This window comes from Brevibacillus antibioticus (assembly GCF_005217615.1).
GTDB lineage: Bacteria > Bacillota > Bacilli > Brevibacillales > Brevibacillaceae > Brevibacillus > Brevibacillus antibioticus.
Window position 1 is genome coordinate 4,679,304 of sequence record NZ_SZNK01000001.1, and the last position, 15,697, is coordinate 4,695,000.

Annotated in this window: 18 protein-coding genes and 1 rRNA gene (1 of these 19 running past the window's edge); all 19 read right to left on the bottom strand. The window is 44.8% G+C overall.

The annotated features are described in order from the left end of the window. Nucleotides 1-7: 7 nt before the first annotated feature. Nucleotides 8-847 carry a hypothetical protein gene (locus E8L90_RS22545; RefSeq protein ID WP_137031445.1) on the bottom strand — a complete coding sequence of 280 codons (840 nt, stop codon included), beginning with the start codon at nucleotides 845-847 and terminating at the stop codon, nucleotides 8-10. Further along, nucleotides 847-1,746, bottom strand: coding sequence for a hypothetical protein (locus tag E8L90_RS22550; RefSeq protein WP_137031446.1), 900 nt, complete (start codon nucleotides 1,744-1,746; stop codon nucleotides 847-849). The genes E8L90_RS22545 and E8L90_RS22550 overlap by 1 nt, the downstream gene beginning before the upstream one ends. Then, on the bottom strand, nucleotides 1,743-3,095 hold the full coding sequence (locus tag E8L90_RS22555) for an ATPase, T2SS/T4P/T4SS family (protein ID WP_137031447.1): 1,353 nt from the start codon (nucleotides 3,093-3,095) through the stop codon (nucleotides 1,743-1,745). The genes E8L90_RS22550 and E8L90_RS22555 overlap by 4 nt, the downstream gene beginning before the upstream one ends. Further along, nucleotides 3,095-4,213 carry a hypothetical protein gene (locus E8L90_RS22560; RefSeq protein ID WP_137031448.1) on the bottom strand — a complete coding sequence of 373 codons (1,119 nt, stop codon included), beginning with the start codon at nucleotides 4,211-4,213 and terminating at the stop codon, nucleotides 3,095-3,097. The genes E8L90_RS22555 and E8L90_RS22560 overlap by 1 nt, the downstream gene beginning before the upstream one ends. Next, nucleotides 4,210-4,998: an SAF domain-containing protein gene (locus E8L90_RS22565; RefSeq protein WP_137031449.1), complete on the bottom strand. Its 789-nt coding sequence runs from the start codon at nucleotides 4,996-4,998 to the stop codon at nucleotides 4,210-4,212. The genes E8L90_RS22560 and E8L90_RS22565 overlap by 4 nt, the downstream gene beginning before the upstream one ends. Beyond that, nucleotides 4,995-5,873 carry a CpaE/TadZ family protein gene (locus E8L90_RS22570; RefSeq protein ID WP_137031450.1) on the bottom strand — a complete coding sequence of 293 codons (879 nt, stop codon included), beginning with the start codon at nucleotides 5,871-5,873 and terminating at the stop codon, nucleotides 4,995-4,997. The genes E8L90_RS22565 and E8L90_RS22570 overlap by 4 nt, the downstream gene beginning before the upstream one ends. Before the next feature lie 2 nt (nucleotides 5,874-5,875). After that, the gene (locus E8L90_RS22575) at nucleotides 5,876-6,640 is read right to left on the bottom strand and encodes a hypothetical protein (RefSeq protein ID WP_137031451.1); all 765 of its coding nucleotides are present in this window, start codon (nucleotides 6,638-6,640) and stop codon (nucleotides 5,876-5,878) included. 148 nt (nucleotides 6,641-6,788) lie between these two features. Next, nucleotides 6,789-7,067 carry a hypothetical protein gene (locus E8L90_RS22580; protein WP_047074827.1) on the bottom strand — a complete coding sequence of 93 codons (279 nt, stop codon included), beginning with the start codon at nucleotides 7,065-7,067 and terminating at the stop codon, nucleotides 6,789-6,791. 108 nt (nucleotides 7,068-7,175) lie between these two features. Further along, on the bottom strand, nucleotides 7,176-7,793 hold the full coding sequence (locus tag E8L90_RS22585; protein WP_137031452.1) for a DUF4046 domain-containing protein: 618 nt from the start codon (nucleotides 7,791-7,793) through the stop codon (nucleotides 7,176-7,178). 97 nt (nucleotides 7,794-7,890) lie between these two features. Continuing rightward, entirely contained in the window at nucleotides 7,891-8,400 is a 510-nt protein-coding gene (locus tag E8L90_RS22590) for a hypothetical protein (protein WP_137031453.1), read from the bottom strand. Then, nucleotides 8,397-8,828, bottom strand: a complete 432-nt coding sequence (locus E8L90_RS22595) for a TadE/TadG family type IV pilus assembly protein (protein WP_137031454.1) — start codon at nucleotides 8,826-8,828, stop codon at nucleotides 8,397-8,399. Before E8L90_RS22595 ends, E8L90_RS22590 begins: the two co-directional genes overlap by 4 nt. Continuing rightward, the gene (locus E8L90_RS22600; RefSeq protein WP_137031455.1) at nucleotides 8,825-9,322 is read right to left on the bottom strand and encodes an A24 family peptidase; all 498 of its coding nucleotides are present in this window, start codon (nucleotides 9,320-9,322) and stop codon (nucleotides 8,825-8,827) included. Before E8L90_RS22600 ends, E8L90_RS22595 begins: the two co-directional genes overlap by 4 nt. Then, nucleotides 9,319-9,495 (bottom strand): hypothetical protein, encoded by a 177-nt coding sequence (locus E8L90_RS22605; protein WP_017246982.1) that lies wholly within the window; start codon nucleotides 9,493-9,495, stop codon nucleotides 9,319-9,321. Before E8L90_RS22605 ends, E8L90_RS22600 begins: the two co-directional genes overlap by 4 nt. Before the next feature lie 90 nt (nucleotides 9,496-9,585). Next, nucleotides 9,586-10,500: a type II secretion system F family protein gene (locus E8L90_RS22610; protein ID WP_137031456.1), complete on the bottom strand. Its 915-nt coding sequence runs from the start codon at nucleotides 10,498-10,500 to the stop codon at nucleotides 9,586-9,588. Between the two features lie 11 nt (nucleotides 10,501-10,511). Then, complete coding sequence (locus E8L90_RS22615) at nucleotides 10,512-11,408, bottom strand: type II secretion system F family protein (RefSeq protein ID WP_137031457.1); 897 nt, start codon at nucleotides 11,406-11,408, stop codon at nucleotides 10,512-10,514. 11 nt (nucleotides 11,409-11,419) lie between these two features. Next, a complete protein-coding gene (locus E8L90_RS22620; protein ID WP_137031458.1) occupies nucleotides 11,420-12,907 on the bottom strand; it encodes a TadA family conjugal transfer-associated ATPase in 1,488 nt (495 codons plus the stop codon). A gap of 11 nt (nucleotides 12,908-12,918) precedes the next feature. Beyond that, nucleotides 12,919-14,322 carry a CpaE/TadZ family protein gene (locus E8L90_RS22625; RefSeq protein ID WP_137031459.1) on the bottom strand — a complete coding sequence of 468 codons (1,404 nt, stop codon included), beginning with the start codon at nucleotides 14,320-14,322 and terminating at the stop codon, nucleotides 12,919-12,921. Next, nucleotides 14,319-15,047 carry a Flp pilus assembly protein CpaB gene (gene cpaB, locus E8L90_RS22630; protein ID WP_137031460.1) on the bottom strand — a complete coding sequence of 243 codons (729 nt, stop codon included), beginning with the start codon at nucleotides 15,045-15,047 and terminating at the stop codon, nucleotides 14,319-14,321. Before cpaB ends, E8L90_RS22625 begins: the two co-directional genes overlap by 4 nt. A 200-nt stretch (nucleotides 15,048-15,247) precedes the next feature. After that, nucleotides 15,248-15,697 (bottom strand): 23S ribosomal RNA (locus E8L90_RS22635) (it continues 2,479 nt past the right edge of the window).

Here is a 15,697-nt window from a genome sequence, read left to right on the forward strand (position 1 = left end):
CTCCTCCTCAGGTCAAATATTTATCCAGTATTTCTGTAAGCAGCTTATACCACGGAAACATGGCTACCAATAGCCCCATGTAAAATGCTGGATAGACAATGACCGTGTAGCCAATCCCTAAAGACTTTATCTTTTTTCGATGACGAAACATTCTTCGATGATCGACTGCCCATTCCATTCGTTGCATAGTTGCACTTACTTGTCCTTCGCTCAGCGTCTCAATTGTACGCATACTTGATACGAGGATAATTCCGTCGTCGACACCGATTTTGCATTTAAAGCTCTCAAGTGCTTCATTAGAGTCTCTATTCCACTCAGATAAAGTAGGGATATACTCCTTTAGCTTTCTAGTCGGTCTTGCTGCCTTTACCATGGCATTGTAAATGGGCACCTGATTTTCTAGAAGGGTCACATAGCGATTGATAAATCTGGCGATATCTGTGCTCAGCATATCCTCCCTGTGATTTGCCCACATCTTCAAACCCATGTACGGCAGCATGTAACTCCCTGCAGATGCCAGGCACATCGACAGAAGTGGGAATGACTCCATTCGACTCACGATAACCCACATAAGAATCAGGATGCAAACGGTACTTCCAGTCAACAATTGCAGAAACACCCACTCCGGTTTACCCCATCCAAAAGGCCTTCCCGCTCGCGATAGTAACTGCTCCCATTTGTCGTCTTCGTCAGGCTTGAGTGCCTGCTCCCACTTTTCCCACCACACCCCAGAAACAAACAGCTTCGGCTTTTGCTTGTGAAACAAATACTTCCCGATCATAAACGCTGCACTAAAAACAAATAGAGCGCCTAATCCAAGGTAGGTATACATGATTAGCATTGGCATTAGCGATATCTCCTTCCCCAAATAAAAGCCAATAGGATCGAAAAAGTCCACACAGTCGCCGCAATCGCTAATATGGCTTGTCCATCTGGTGTGTAGAAATAGAGACGATAGGAATCCTGAAGCAACCCTTGATTGTAAGGAACTAAACAGATGCAAATCGCTATGACGATAAGTAGGCTGATCCAAATGGAGTATATTTCACTATCACGCTCATGCTTTTCATCTTGTTGTACAAACATTTCATTCGTTAATCGATTTAGTGGTGATTGAATATCTTCTGTTTCTCCTTCCAAACCGCTGGAAATATACGTTGCAAAATCAAAAGCCCACGGATGGTCTAGTCTCTGCGCAAATTGTTCCACTGCCGCAACCGAATTTCCCCCATCCGAAAGGCTATTGTTCAGCAGGAGGAGGTCAGGCAATAACTCTTTGGGGCATTCCTCTATCATTTCGCGAAAGGTAAGGACGATGTTTTTGCGACTGTTATAATAACGGGCAAACAACTCTACGAAACGACAGAATGAGCTGATTTTTTTATTCATTTGTACGGTATAGCGTGCGTATAGAATCAGTGTTGGTAGCAAGAGGAATAACAGAAAAAGCGATAAGGATACAATCATATTTCCTAGCAAAATACCCGAGATGAATCCAGCTATCCCGCCAATCATGGATAGTAATAAGTACCCTTCTGGTGTACCTCCTACGATTTGACACCAACGCTCAAAGCGTTCATACATCATACGCCGGGTAGAATGCCTTAAAAATTTCTCTCTCCATACCTCAACTGTACGCGGGAAGAATACACGTGGACTTCTCCATCCCTTATACAGGTGTAAGCCAAGAAACAGAAAGCCAGAAAAGAGACATAGAAACACTGGGAAAAGAAACATGTAAATCATAGCTGCCTGCCTATATCGGTAAGACGTAGCTCTCTCAACACTTCCATGTCTGCTTTACCGACGTAACACATGTATTCAACTAAATGTGGGCTCAGTTGATTCCCCGTCCATTCATAAGCTCCCGTCTGCATGTTGCGACCTACAAGGGGAATAGATTCGACTCGGTTAAAAGATGAATTCCACTCCGTTGTATGAATGGCATCAATAAAACGGTGACCACTGTTACGGTATGTAAGCGAATTGACAAAATTGACTGCCCTGCTAATCCGTTCCTGGGTCAGCTCGACACTCCGCCCTCCGTATTGATAGACAAGATCGGTCAAATCATGTAAAGCTCTATGAGCAAATCGTTCGTGCATCGCTCCGATTGTAGCGTCCGTCCCTCTGATCCCGGCATTTATAAAATGGTACGCTTCTATAGGCTCACGAATTTCTCCAATCAAAATCGTATTTGCGGTTGATCGGTACATGTCTTTGAAGCAATGCTCTAATTCAATGCCGATTTCCTCCACGTTTTGGAGTTCAATCACTTCCCCAGTCCATATATCACCAAATCGCATTTCGTGTTCACTTTCAAATATCGTGATATATTCTGTCCGAGGGTCCTTCAACTTCAACATACACATCATCAACGTTGTTTTCCCTGCAGCCATCGGTCCAATAACCAGTACATTGCTGCGTCCGTACACTTGCTGTTCCATTAACCATTGAATTCTTTCGTCAAAGGCTGGCTGTTGCTGTGTACGGAGTTGGTCGAGCGAAAAAGTAGGCGTTGTAAATCGCCTTACCAGAATAGTCGGAACTCTGGAATAAGGGAAAGTGAACATGGTCAGTCTCGCTTTTAGTGAATGTAAATATCCACTCAATCTAGGTTTTTTCTCGTTAAAAGATAGACCCGCTGTATTGGTCAACTTTTGTTGGAGGGTTTCAACCTCTTTCCAACTTGGCGTGTAAGGGAGAGATTTTTTGACTCCTTGCTCCAGGTATGCAATGTTGCGGTTTGCAGAAATTCGCACTTCCTCTACCCACGGAGACAAATGGAGGACGGCATCGAGTATGCCCCACCCGTAAGTAGAAAAGGTAAGACCTTCGTAACCGTTGACATGCGGCAAAATTTGTTCGGTTACTGGTCGTTGGAGGACTTCCTCAAAATAATGCTGTAAACGCAGAATAATATGATTGTGACTATCACGGTCTCCCTGTTCTGCCAAAGCGAGAATTCGTTGCATCTCTAGCTTCTCTTCTCGAGTTTTGCCAAAATGATTTAAATAATCTCTTGCTGCTTGTTTCATGTCCTCGATGGTTTGGATGTCCAATCCAACTGGTTGTTCTCGTTCTATCCCTCTCATCAGTAAAACACCGCACTTTTATCCATGTATTGTGCCTTAGCAATTTCCTTCAAACTGCTGATGTACGATCTGGGAGGGAAAAACTCTTCTATTAATACACTGCAGCTCTGATGAGATTGCATGAGCCTGCTCTCCGAAATGCGTGGTACTACACCGTAAACCGAAACATCCTCTCCGATTCGAAAGGGTTGCCCAGGATCTAAATGACTGAGCAGAACCTCGCATTTCACTCCTCTTTCTCTCCATTTGTACAACCACTCTCTGGCATTATCGATACTAAAGGGATCAGCTCTCACAAATAAAAGATTGCGGTCAACGGTATGAAGCAGCCTCTGTAAAGTCTCAGATTCAGGAAAGCAGTAACCCCAATCGACGTATACATAGTCAAATTGCATGCGAAACACACTGATTAGATTGCTTAATTCAGAGCTCTTCCATTTGCTAGCAGCATGTGCGTAATAAAGATTAGGCAAGTGCGCGCTCTGTTTGCAGACATTGCTCCAGTTACGCTTGACAGTTGTTTGTATATCGATAAAGTCGGGACGAAACAAAGATAATTGATGTTGTTGCAGTTTGAAGAAACGTGTTAAATCCGGCTTAGCGTCATTCATATCAAGTACGACAATTCGCTTTTCAGGATGCTGCCTCGCTAGTATGACGGGATAATTAATACAAAAGGTAGTAATACCAGAAGCTCCGTAGCTCAATAAAGCGTAAACGAGCCCTTTTTCTTTTGACGATCCGATATCTGCACACTCTTGCACGAAGCCTAGAATCAGACTGATTTGATGGCGTATTTCTTCTTGAGATAAATGGGCTGATAACAGGTATACATGCTCTAGACCGGACTCTTCAGCTACCTTCTCGATCATCTTCTGATCCCGATAGAGAGGAACAATAATTAACGGTGAGTTAGGCGGGAGCTGTGCTGTCAGTGCCGGAAGCCATTCCCAAACGGGAGAGTTGAACATTTCGGAAAAGATCACGGAAGCTTCTGGCATATAAAGCTGCACAAGCCGTGAAAACTCCTCCGCCGACTCAGCTACCAGCACATCACTGCATACAGGCATATACGTCTTGGCTAGTGACTTCATCGGATAACAAACTAAAATTTTCATGACGCTTGCTCCTTTGAACCCATGATATGTCCTACCTGAAGCATCCCATATGACATTGCCTCGCTAAGTATCACATACTCCTCGTCTGTCAAATTAAAGCCGATAAAAGCAGGTAGTGCTGTTGGCTGAACCCGATAGTCACGATATCGTTTTTCGCCATTCTGCAACGGCTTTTCTCGCGATCCATGAAAGATAGAATCCATCTGATCAGGCGATGGTAACAAGCTCGGCTTTAATGTATAGATCTCGATACCATTACTGTCCCTCACGCTTGCAAGCTGACTTTCAAATAACAAATCTGCCGTATCATTGGATTTTCGAAAATGTAGTGGTGCAGGATAGCCTTGTAGCTCCGAGGGACTCTTGTATTTGACCCAAATTTTCACATGATCGCCTTTGCGTAATTCCGTTAAAGGATGAATGGATAGTAGGGGGAACTCATAGCGTGCCTCCCCTTTTTCCGGTAAAAGCTGCGATTCTGTCAGCTTTTCCACTAATAATTGCTCGCCTTCATATATAGTCTGCGTGCTCCTTTTCCCGAGAACGGTATCCAAATCACGCGCTGAACCTGGAAGAATTTCATCCACCTCTTCCTGTACAAGTATCACGTCATTTTGTGTAATTGGCTCGAAGGCTGATATTTCTTTCCCTGCAGCTACCTTTACAACTGGGGCAAACAGCTTTTCTGCAGCCATCGCATCAATATATTGAGTCGCTGCATAAAAGGACGACCCTGCTAGCAGAAACGAAATTAAGCAAATGACAAGCAATGTTTGCTTCTTCATAACATCCTTCCTTTATAAGCATGAATCAATGACTGAAACTCAATTTCTTCCTCCGGGAAAAGCTCCAATAGTAGATTAGCTTTGGCGCTGGCCATTGCTGTTTTCTCTCCATCCATCAACGGAATCATGTTAGTTACCTGCGTAGCTCCAGGCTGCTGATCCCAAAGGGAGAGCGTTCCTTCTACTTTTTTCATGATGCTTGTCCGAGACAATTGGCTATTCCACTTGTTTGCTATCATTTTTATTTTTCTTCTTTCTGTCTTCCACCAAGCAGGAACTGGCTCTACCAGAAACAAACGGGTAAGTCGAGCCAAATCGGCATCAAAAACTACCCATATTTCGTCGGCATGCTCTAAAATTTGTTTGGCGTGGATATCATTCCAGTAGGAAGAAACATCGATAACAACAATGGGACTATCCTTACAAATTCGTAGTAACCAGTTGGCTGTATCTGCTTGAGAAGATTCGTGCTGAAGTTGTGCTGGGGGTTCTATCTGGATGCGAAGATGATTATTCTGCATGAGGAGCAATGGTGTAGGAGAATCTCTTACTTGTTGTCGAGCTCTACGTTCAAAATCAAGTGCAAAATAATAATAGGAAGTCACTTTTGGCAACTCGCAAAGGGTAACAGGAATGCCTATTCCTGACCATGCATACGCTAGGTTACTTGCAAGAAAACTAGCCCCAGCCTGTGCGTACAAACTCATAACGGCAATACATTTACGCTGATACGACTCCTGCTGCTCAACTATTTGTGGCGAAGCAAGCTTTTCTTTAAGTACTCTCCATTGCCGCTCTTCCTCAATAGACTGTGAAAACTCCTGCTGCTCCAAATCACGGAACCTGGAGACAAAACGGCTCATTTGGTGAAACATGATTATCCCACCTGGGAATCATTTGATTTATTTTTACTGGCGATGTATTTCTCAAATTTCTCAACCATCTCTCGAACAGTGAGGGACTTGCGGTGATAATAGTATATTTTGCGCAGCCGCTCTCGTTCCTGAGCTGTCATTTCTGGTCTCACTTTCATGGCTAGCTCGATTAACAGAGCAAGCTCAACGTTGTTAGGTCTTCCTCTTCTCGGTGGATTGGCAAATAGCTCCTGCTGCTTTTTATTAAATGCGTTTGGGTATTCTACCAACCACATGTCTACCAACGTTTGAATATCTTCATGTGTACGAACTCCGAGCTTCATTAAGTATTTAAAATAGGTAGGGATGGGACGTTCACGTATCTGCCCATTTTGCCATCGAGCGAGGAATCCATTTGGCATAGTTAGAAGCTTGGTTACATCCCGGATGAGTGCTATCCGATTTGACGATTGGTATCGAACGACTGCTTCCTTTACGAGCGTAAACAAAATGTCATGATAATTGACGCCGTTATACCCGCTTCCATACTCTGTGATGTACCATTCCTCAACTGCTCGATCAAAATCTCTCCGGCAATTCGATAACTGAAGCTGATTCAGATGCTCATAAAACTCTTCTAGATCATACTGAACCATAAACTCTTCCTGGTAATCTCCAAAAACAAAAGCAATAAAAGATTCCTTAAACTCTTCCAATGACAACAATGTCAGCTTGTTTGTCTCCTCATAGCAGCGGTTGACTAATTCGATTGCACTCTTTGCCAACACGTCAAAATACCCCCATTTTCCTTTTTATAGAACGATAGATATTCCCCAACAGCATTCTCGACTCGTCGAATCTTATTTAGCCTGATAAACCAGGCATTTCGCTTTATGGGTCGCCTCACACGCACCCGTGCAAGGCGATTAAGAGAACCTACTCCGTTACAAAGTAAAGTTCTTCTCCGGTCGCGAAAAGAAGAGCGATCCTTCCCCCGCGCTCCATGACGGTTGGAGCATTCTCCATTACAATTAGCCCGTCATTGAGTACTACTCTGTCTCCAAATCGATGTACGGATTCAATCTGGAACGCTCCCTGCGGAACTCTTTCCACTGAAAGATGTCTGCCGGGTTTGTGCTTCTGGTAGCGTACTTGTCGCCCTAGAAGCTGCTCCACGGATGCAGAGCATTTCTGGTGAGCCTCTACTGTTGCCATACACAACGCCTCCTTCTCTCACCTGTAGAGTACGGCCGTTTCATCTGCTTATAAGCCTATGAAACTATCTCTACCGTAAAAAAAGACAGCAGGGTTGTGCAAATATTTTTATAACTCTTCCCAATAAGAGGGGTCACTAAGTTCGGGATACATTTCAGTGACCATATCAAAGGGTGAAAAATAGAGTGTATCGACGAGAATCTTGAGCTTATATGTTTTCAGGAGCGTATAGGCTCTCTCTGTTTTGCTGAAGATACTTGGCAATTGACGCAAATCTGCCAGCTTTAGTAAATTCCTGCACATATAATCGACGCATATTTTTGCCCGTTCCTCACCCTTTATGCTCTGAAAATAAGTAGGAGGAAAATGACGTCTTATGCCTGAAAGCACTTCTTGGTAAACCCATAACACTCGTTGCTCTTCTGAAAACCGAGGCAAATACGGATAAGCGAATTCTACGAAGTAATAAACATCCTCAGCCTTTGCTTCGATAGGCGGCTCAATAAATTCTCTCACCAAATGCAGCTTCAGTTCTTTGACATCCTGCAAGCTCAATTCACGTCTCGCCTGCTCAGGAGTCCACCTTTTTACATTTTCAATCGCATATCTAACAACTAATTGGACTTTTTGCTTTCGGTACTGCACATCTTCGAACTCATACGGGGAAAAACGTTTTTGCTCTCCGTTAAGAATTCGTTTGTACCGATCGACTATTTTTGAGGGCACTGTCATCTCACTCCTATCCCCATTTCTGGAATATACTACTAAATTACCATGCGGGATTAGGACAAAAATAACAGTACCTTTGTACAAAATTATGACTTTATTCATAGACTCCAGACTGGGAAACTCTGTTCATTTTTACAAAAAGCTCATCCCAAAATACAGGTATATTCTTTTCAACCTTTACTTCTAAATGATAAATTCCTTGCAAGTACAAATAAGGCCGTTCACCTTTTTGGTGAATGACAGAGACCTCATCACTTGTCCCCTCTAGATTCGGCCTGTTTAACCTCCAAAGAATCCCCGCTTCTTCACGTGCCCCGCGAATGATATCCGCATCACGCCGTTCAGCTTCTTCTGTTGTCGCAAACAATCTGATTTGCTTATCTCCGTTTGAATCGACGTACTCCCATTTTCCAGCTGCACGTGCTCCCTTAGTAATCAAATCTGCAGTATGCTGCATCTTCATTTTTAGATAATCTGTCTGCTCCAAAAATAACAGGATAGAGAGCAAACTTCCCAAGCAGAAGAGAAAGAAGAGCACAGTAATCATAGTTGCCCCGCGCTCTTCCTTCACTCGAATCAAAAAATGATGCAACGAAGCGTTCATTGCTTCTCCTCCGCATTTTCAACCATCATGTTATAGCTTTCAGTTATCTCGAATAATTCCCCCGTAGCGAGAAGCCGAAATGACACTGTTGCTTTAGCTTTTACATGACTGCCTTTTCTCCAGCCGTTCCCATCAAGCTCCAGCTGCACATCTTTGTGAAGGACTCCAATACCTTGTGCTAATTCCGATGTGCCTCGCTCTTTCGCATGGAATTTGGCCAAACCGAAATTGGGCTGCACTGCAGCAATTCTCCCTGCCTCATACGCAGCGGCCAATGCCTTTTGCTTGTTGTACATCATGCTGAATTGGTCAAAGGAGAATACAATCAAGATCCAAACTAAAGGAAATACTAAAATAAACTCAATCATTTGGCTGCCTCGCTCATCTTTCACCCTCACACGTATCACTCGTCCTATGCGTGCGATCATCCGTTTGCTCCGATGACATCTCGTATTGATTGGAAAACAAAAGCACCCAGCAAATATACGGCGTAGGGGAATGACAAGGCTGTTCTTTCCCTGTCTGGAAGCCATATTTGTCGATGAGCTGTCCATCCAGCTGCTATGATTTGAAGATTGTTGCGTAGGCGAGCCCAATTTTGCGGATAGAACACCATAACAATCAGGCACATAACGATGGAATGCAAAAACAAAGAATACACCTCACTCCAGCTCGTCCAAGCACCAACAGCCATCAGCAACTTTTGATCCCCCATCCCCATCCCTTTTAAGATTACGGGACCAACTGTCAACAAAAAGGCTCCCGCCACACCTAGCAATGCTCCCGTTACTAATTCACCTTCCCACTGATACCATAAGCCGACAGCAATCGTCGGGAAGACAAGAGTATTTGGTATTTTTCTTTGTCTCCAATCCATCCATGCTGCCATTCCTAACAAGCCCAGCAAGACTACGTTTGTCATTTGCTAATCTTTTCTTGCAGTTCCTTCAGCTTCTCGTCTTCGGCAGTGCCTAGCTGTGTCAGTGTCGGAATAAGCACAATCAAGATGACGGCAATGATAATGACCATTTCCACGATCGTAACACCGTCCTCCTCATACCAAAAACGCTTGACGTAATCTGCGATGGCTCCCATTCCATTCACTCCTCATTGAGATTTTGGTTCTATTTTCACTCTGCCAAAAGACAGTGCCTCTCGCAAAAATATTTACGTGCGCTTATGTTTTTACAAGCTTTCTCCGATCCCGATGAATGCAGGACCCATCACCAAGAACAACAACGGCAGACCCATTAACAAAATGACAAAAGGCAACAACCTGATATTCAACCGATTCATATGGGTAGCAGCTTCGTCTTCTTGTTGTCTCACTTGCTCCTCTACTTGGACAGACAACATTTGTGATAGACTAACCCCTTTTTTCATCGCCTCGTTCATCTCTAGCGCGATGGTAGTCAACGAATCTACCTCCCACCGAAAGGCCAGCTCTTCAAGTGCCTTTCTCCAGTTCCCATGCCTTTTTTCTCCCATTTCTAGGCTCGCGAGCTCTCTGCCAAGTCTTGCATCAAAACGCCTCGCTGTCTGCTTTACAGCCTGTTGCAATGGCATGCCTGCTTCAACCAATGACTGCACAATGCTGAAAAAGATAGGGACCTGCTCTCGAATTTCAGCTTTTGCTCGCTTGTCCGCCCGATCTAATAGCATGTTCGGCAACAAGTACAAAAATAAACTAATCGTTAGGGGAAGCCCATTCACCACACCGATTTTTTCACCATGAACCATAATTATCGACAATGAAGCTAGAGATGAAATGATGAAGCACATACTGATGAGTCGGAACAAAACAATCTCTGTCAGACTTATATCGATCCCCAGACGCGCTAATGTTTCCTCTATTTTTTTCTTATCGACACCCGTCCATTTGTAGAAATACTGTAGCAGTACCTGGTTTTTCTCCAAGCTTCGAACCAGTGTCCACCTTTTTCGTCCTTGTTGAAACGATTGCTCAAGCTTGGCTTGTTTCTCGGAGTCAATCCTGCCCAAAAGTGTGGCGGAGATTGGTCCTCCCTTACTCACACAATACGGCAAGCCGTACAGAAATATAGCAACAGTCGCCAATATACTAAGTACGAGAACGAACATTACACCCTCTCCTATGCTCCCCTGCTTATGCTTTTATGCGCAACATAACGAATTGCTTCTCCCCCAATCAAAATGGAAGCCAAGCTTCCCAAAATAAGAAACCGTCCCCCGATTGTGGCCGTTAGTGGTTCGAAATGATTGGGATTATTCACATACAACGCAATGACAAAGACAAACGGCATAACACTTAGTAAATTCACTTGTGCAACGATCTGTGCCATCGCTGCTTTTTGTCTACGGAGCGACTGTCTGCGCCGCAATATCGAAGAGGCAGCCAAATCGAGCGTTTTGGCCATATCTCCGCCCATCTCACGTTGAATATGGACAATGGTCGCTAAATATTTGACATCTGCTGATCCTGTGCGTTCAAAGAATCGATTCATTACGTGCTCTAACGGAACTTGTGCCCGCAATAGCTCTACAATACGCCTGTATTCCTCTAATACGATTTCTGATAAAAATGGACTAGCTGCTACCTGTTCAAACGCATGCAAATACGATGGAGAAGTACGTAAAGAACTGGCCATGAGACGAATCGCTTTTACATTGCCTGCTTCGAAATCGTCCTTTCGACGAGCTCCCCATACACTCACGAACCGTTCGGTAAACATAATCCCTGCCAGCAAAGCAGGCAATGCCATCCACCAAGACTGCAAGATCTGACTACTCACACCAAAGGACGCGATCCCCAATAAAAAAGAGAGAGTCACATACTGGTTTACCCCCCACCCTGAGTGCGATTTCGCCAACCTTTCCTCAAACTGCTTCCAAATCGTTTTCCTGTCCTGTTGCAACCCCTCTACGATTTCGTGCTTCCCCGTCGGTTCTCGCATATACAATTTGTTGGGCAAGATCAATAACAGGATGGCCATCCCCATCCCGATTGCAACAGGTAAGCTAATGTCCATGCTTTCCCCTCCTATAGCGGTATTGGTTTGGTGAAAAAGACTTGCTCAATCTCCTCCCGAGACAAGCCTTTTTCTAGCCATCGCTTAATCAGTCGCTCTGGGCGATAGCCTGTCCATTTGAAGTGACCCTTTACTCTCCCATTCTCAACCCCAGTTGCTTCGTACACGTAAATATCCTGCAAATACACCCGATCAGGGAGAACCTGTTTAATGTTGCAAGCTCGTTTTATCCATTCTTCATGCGATTGACCCGTCCCCACTACCTCCGTTATCGCAACCACCTTGCGACTTCCATCTTCTTCAAAACGTTTTACTTGAACAATCAGATCCAGTGCTGAGCCGATCATTAAATTGCGCTCCTCAGCACTATACCCTTCATCTGCTTTTCCAAATAAAATAGGCAATGTTGAATCGACCAACGCTCGCGGTGAGTTTGCGTGCGCTGTACTCCAGCTACCCGGATGGTCCGTATTCATTGCCCAAAGCATATCTACGATTTCTCCACCTCGTGTCTCACCGACCATGATGACATCCGGCCTTTTTCGCAAGGATAAACGAACACAATCCTTGATCGAAAACCCACCCTTCCCCTCGTAATTTGCAGGTTTCGCTAAAAATCTGCGCACAAAAGGATGTTGAAGCTTCATCTCTAAAACATCCTCAATCGTAATAATACTTAAGTGATCAGGGACATATTGGGAGATGAGATTGAGCATGTGTGTCTTGCCTGAGCCTGTTCCTCCACTGACAATGCCAGATGCACGAGATAAACGGACGGCTCTGTTTAAAAAGAGAAGCATCGGCTCGCAAATGGAACCATACCGCAAGTAGTCGGACTCGCTGAGTAGCTCACGGTGTTTTCTGATCGTGAGCATATGACCATCGGGAGAAATAGAACGATGCGTAGCAGCAACCCGGGAACCGTCTGGAAGCTGTGTATGTAGCTCTGCTTTTGTTTCATTGAACTCACGCCCCATTGTCGCTGCAATCTGTTCCAATAAGCGCAACAGCTCTTCCTCATCGCGAAAAACAGCAATGTCCGGAGATTCAAGACGACCAGTACTTTTTCTTTCAATGACGAGATAGTTATAGCGATGAAAAAGAATCTCCGTGATGTCGTTATCCTCTAATAAAGCGTCTAATGGGCCCCACCCCGTCAAAGAATGCAGCAGCCGTTTTACTTCTGCTTCCATTTGTATGGATGTCAGCGTCGTTTGCGACTCCAGCAGTATCCGAATATCTGCCGTCAGCTCATCCATAAAGAGTGAAGAGTGCTTTTCCTCCCATAATCGCTTTCCGTATTTCTCAACAATCTGGGTACGAATCAACGTTTCTCTATCTGGCCCAACCCATTTTTCATTCGTCCGCTCGTGATCAGGGGCTTGCATCTTTTCGTGAAGCGTCGAAGGAACTCCCGTTATTCCTCTCCCCGATGATCGTAATTCTTGCGCTGTGCGGACTTGATTAGAAATGCCTAGCAACTGTTTTTTATCGAACATAACACCCTCCCTTATCCCCATAACCATTTGAAAAGAGAAGTTTTCTCTTTTTGTTTCTCTTTTCCAGCAGCCTTCATTTGCTCCCCATCTACGGGAAACAGTGCTTTTCCTAATGTCTCAATGGCTTCCTTGGCCGGAATTCTCCCTGACAGGAGCATGACTGGCGTTCCGGTGTTAATCGATTTTTTTACTTCCACATCGTCAGGTATTGAGAAGATCTTTTTGCTAGGATGGAGCTGGAAATAGGCACGAATTTCATCTAGGGTAAACATTTCTTTCCGCTGCAAACGATTCATGCAAATTTGAATGCGTTCTTCAGGGTACTCTGCTTCTCGCAACAGTTTCAACAATCGTTGAATATTTTCAATGGAGTCTACCACCGGATTTCCCACCATCACGACATGTTCTGCAAAAAACAGAGCTTGAATCGTTGCATCTGTTGTATCAGGTGCCGTATCGATAAGAATGACGTCGTAGTTGCTTTGTTTTAACGTTTCGAGAATCAGATATAAATGATAGTCACGGATTTCAAAGCTTTGCCGAATATCACGGGGGGACGTAAGCACATGCAAGCCTGTATCAGGATGAGCAACCACATATTTCTCGATATGTTGAGGAGATAACGGCAAGGCTTGTGCGTATTCCTGCCATTCCTCACTGCTAATGGAATACGGGTCTTTTCCTTGATCCTGAATAAACGAATGCAATTGAGCATCAAGATCCTTTACCCACGTAAAAAGATTAGGGGTACGCGGAAGATTCAAGGTAGTCGCAAATGTACCAAGATCAAGATTGAAGTCAACAGCGATTACCCGCAATGGAACCCCCTCGTTTTTTTGCATGGAAAAGAAAATCGCTAGCTCACGAGAAATAAATGTTTTTCCTACCCCACCTTTGGGGCCATAAACAGTAACAAGCTGTTTGGGACGAATCATTTCAGAAACTTGACTATCTCTGATCGGCTCGGAGAATGAGGGTGGCTGGCTATGATAGCTCTTGGTTTGTTCCTGGATTACATATTGGTGTTGTTGTGGAGCAGCTTCTGCTACCATACCTTGAGGCTGTATCATCATGGCTAACGCTTCGATCTGCCCTGGCTCAATGGGCTTGGTAATAACCCATAAACCTAAGTTCCGGAAAAAAGGCTCCCACATCAGTTCATTGCTTGAGCAAGCAGCAATAAATGAAAGATGAGGAAAGGCTAGCCGAAACTGCTGACACAACACACCTCTTTCCGTTCCCTTTATACCACCCAGCAACACCAAATGGGGTTGGTTTGCCTGTAATTTCGCCCATGCGTCTTCCACTCCGAGTGCTTCCCCGCACACTTCGATCCATCTGCTGTTTATAAGTTGCGCCGTTAACAAACGAACTGAATCTCGATCATCATCTACTATGAGCAAACGCCTTTTCACTCATGCTCCTCCTTTTTAATACCCCAGCGTGTTTTCGTCTTCATTAACTCTGAAGCGAATATTGCGTCTCCTATTCCTGGATTTCCCCCATCCTTCACTGCAGCCAAGCCCAATCTAATTTTTCCATAATGAAGTGCGTGTGTTAGTAGAACAGCCTCATCACGTGTTAGGGAGAGAGTAACAGCTACCAGATTGGGATGATCACCTTCCATTTCGCGTTGAATGCCAATGATCGGCATGTTTTGCAATAGGAGTCCAGAATGTGCTCCTGCCTCATCTTCAAAGGAAGCATAGACATGCACCCTTTCTCCGCTTGATACATGCGGTGAAACTCCTGCAACATTGTCTACGGGAATACTCATACCTGTCATTTTTTCGGTTATCACTCCGCTGCCTTGCGCATTACTTGTTCGCTCCAAATCACTTTGCAATAAAGGTCTGCCTCCCTTCACTTGACGGGTGAAGGCTAAACCGATGAGACTCTGTCCTTCTTCCCATGGAATCAAGCCTGGAATTGGGGCAATGGGTTGTTGAAAGATCCCTCCCAGTTTCACTGTCAATGGCTCCATGTCACTCGCTTCAAGTAATTGGCCACTTTCTTTTTCCACTGTTGATCGCAATTGTATATAGGTCACTTGATGCGGCTTCAAAATGATGTAGGTCGCTACACCTATACATGTTGCGAAAAGCAATATAGCCAATAGTCGTAACGGATGTATAGACATTCTCCCCCTCCTCTCCATTGTTTCTAGCGTAGGGGAGGATAGAGGGACAAAAAAAGAAAACAAAAAACCGTGCATTCGTTCTGCACGGTTACACTTATTACACAAAAAAAGCTGTATTCTCCATTACTTTTTACAAGTAATCGGGAATACAGCTTTTCTCCTCATTCCTTCAAAACTGAATACGCATGATTGCTAAGTGTGTGGATAAGTCCTCGACCGATTAGTATTCGTCAGCTCCACGCGTTACCGCGCTTCCACACCGAACCTATCAACCTCATCGTCTATGAGGGGTCTTACCAGCTTGCGCTGTGGGAAGTCTCATCTTGGAGGGGGCTTCACGCTTAGATGCTTTCAGCGCTTATCCCGTCCGCACATAGCTACCCAGCTGTGCCACTGGCGTGACAACTGGTGCACCAGCGGTGCGTCCATCCCGGTCCTCTCGTACTAAGGACAGCTCTCCTCAAACTTCCTACGCCCGCGACAGATAGGGACCGAACTGTCTCACGACGTTCTGAACCCAGCTCGCGTACCGCTTTAATGGGCGAACAGCCCAACCCTTGGGACCTACTTCAGCCCCAGGATGCGATGAGCCGACATCGAGGTGCCAAACCTCCCCGTCGATGTGGACTCTTGGGGGAGATAAGCCTGTT

Coding starts and splice junctions, on each gene's coding strand:
- E8L90_RS22545 (WP_137031445.1), bottom strand. CDS start 847: ATGCCAATGCTAATCATGTATACCTACCTTGGATTAGGCGCTCTATTT.
- E8L90_RS22550 (WP_137031446.1), bottom strand. CDS start 1,746: ATGATTTACATGTTTCTTTTCCCAGTGTTTCTATGTCTCTTTTCTGGC.
- E8L90_RS22555 (WP_137031447.1), bottom strand. CDS start 3,095: ATGAGAGGGATAGAACGAGAACAACCAGTTGGATTGGACATCCAAACC.
- E8L90_RS22560 (WP_137031448.1), bottom strand. CDS start 4,213: ATGAAAATTTTAGTTTGTTATCCGATGAAGTCACTAGCCAAGACGTAT.
- E8L90_RS22565 (WP_137031449.1), bottom strand. CDS start 4,998: ATGAAGAAGCAAACATTGCTTGTCATTTGCTTAATTTCGTTTCTGCTA.
- E8L90_RS22570 (WP_137031450.1), bottom strand. CDS start 5,873: ATGTTTCACCAAATGAGCCGTTTTGTCTCCAGGTTCCGTGATTTGGAG.
- E8L90_RS22580 (WP_047074827.1), bottom strand. CDS start 7,067: ATGGCAACAGTAGAGGCTCACCAGAAATGCTCTGCATCCGTGGAGCAG.
- E8L90_RS22590 (WP_137031453.1), bottom strand. CDS start 8,400: ATGAACGCTTCGTTGCATCATTTTTTGATTCGAGTGAAGGAAGAGCGC.
- E8L90_RS22595 (WP_137031454.1), bottom strand. CDS start 8,828: ATGATCGCACGCATAGGACGAGTGATACGTGTGAGGGTGAAAGATGAG.
- E8L90_RS22600 (WP_137031455.1), bottom strand. CDS start 9,322: ATGACAAACGTAGTCTTGCTGGGCTTGTTAGGAATGGCAGCATGGATG.
- E8L90_RS22605 (WP_017246982.1), bottom strand. CDS start 9,495: ATGGGAGCCATCGCAGATTACGTCAAGCGTTTTTGGTATGAGGAGGAC.
- E8L90_RS22610 (WP_137031456.1), bottom strand. CDS start 10,500: ATGTTCGTTCTCGTACTTAGTATATTGGCGACTGTTGCTATATTTCTG.
- E8L90_RS22615 (WP_137031457.1), bottom strand. CDS start 11,408: ATGGACATTAGCTTACCTGTTGCAATCGGGATGGGGATGGCCATCCTG.
- E8L90_RS22620 (WP_137031458.1), bottom strand. CDS start 12,907: ATGTTCGATAAAAAACAGTTGCTAGGCATTTCTAATCAAGTCCGCACA.
- cpaB (WP_137031460.1), bottom strand. CDS start 15,047: ATGTCTATACATCCGTTACGACTATTGGCTATATTGCTTTTCGCAACA.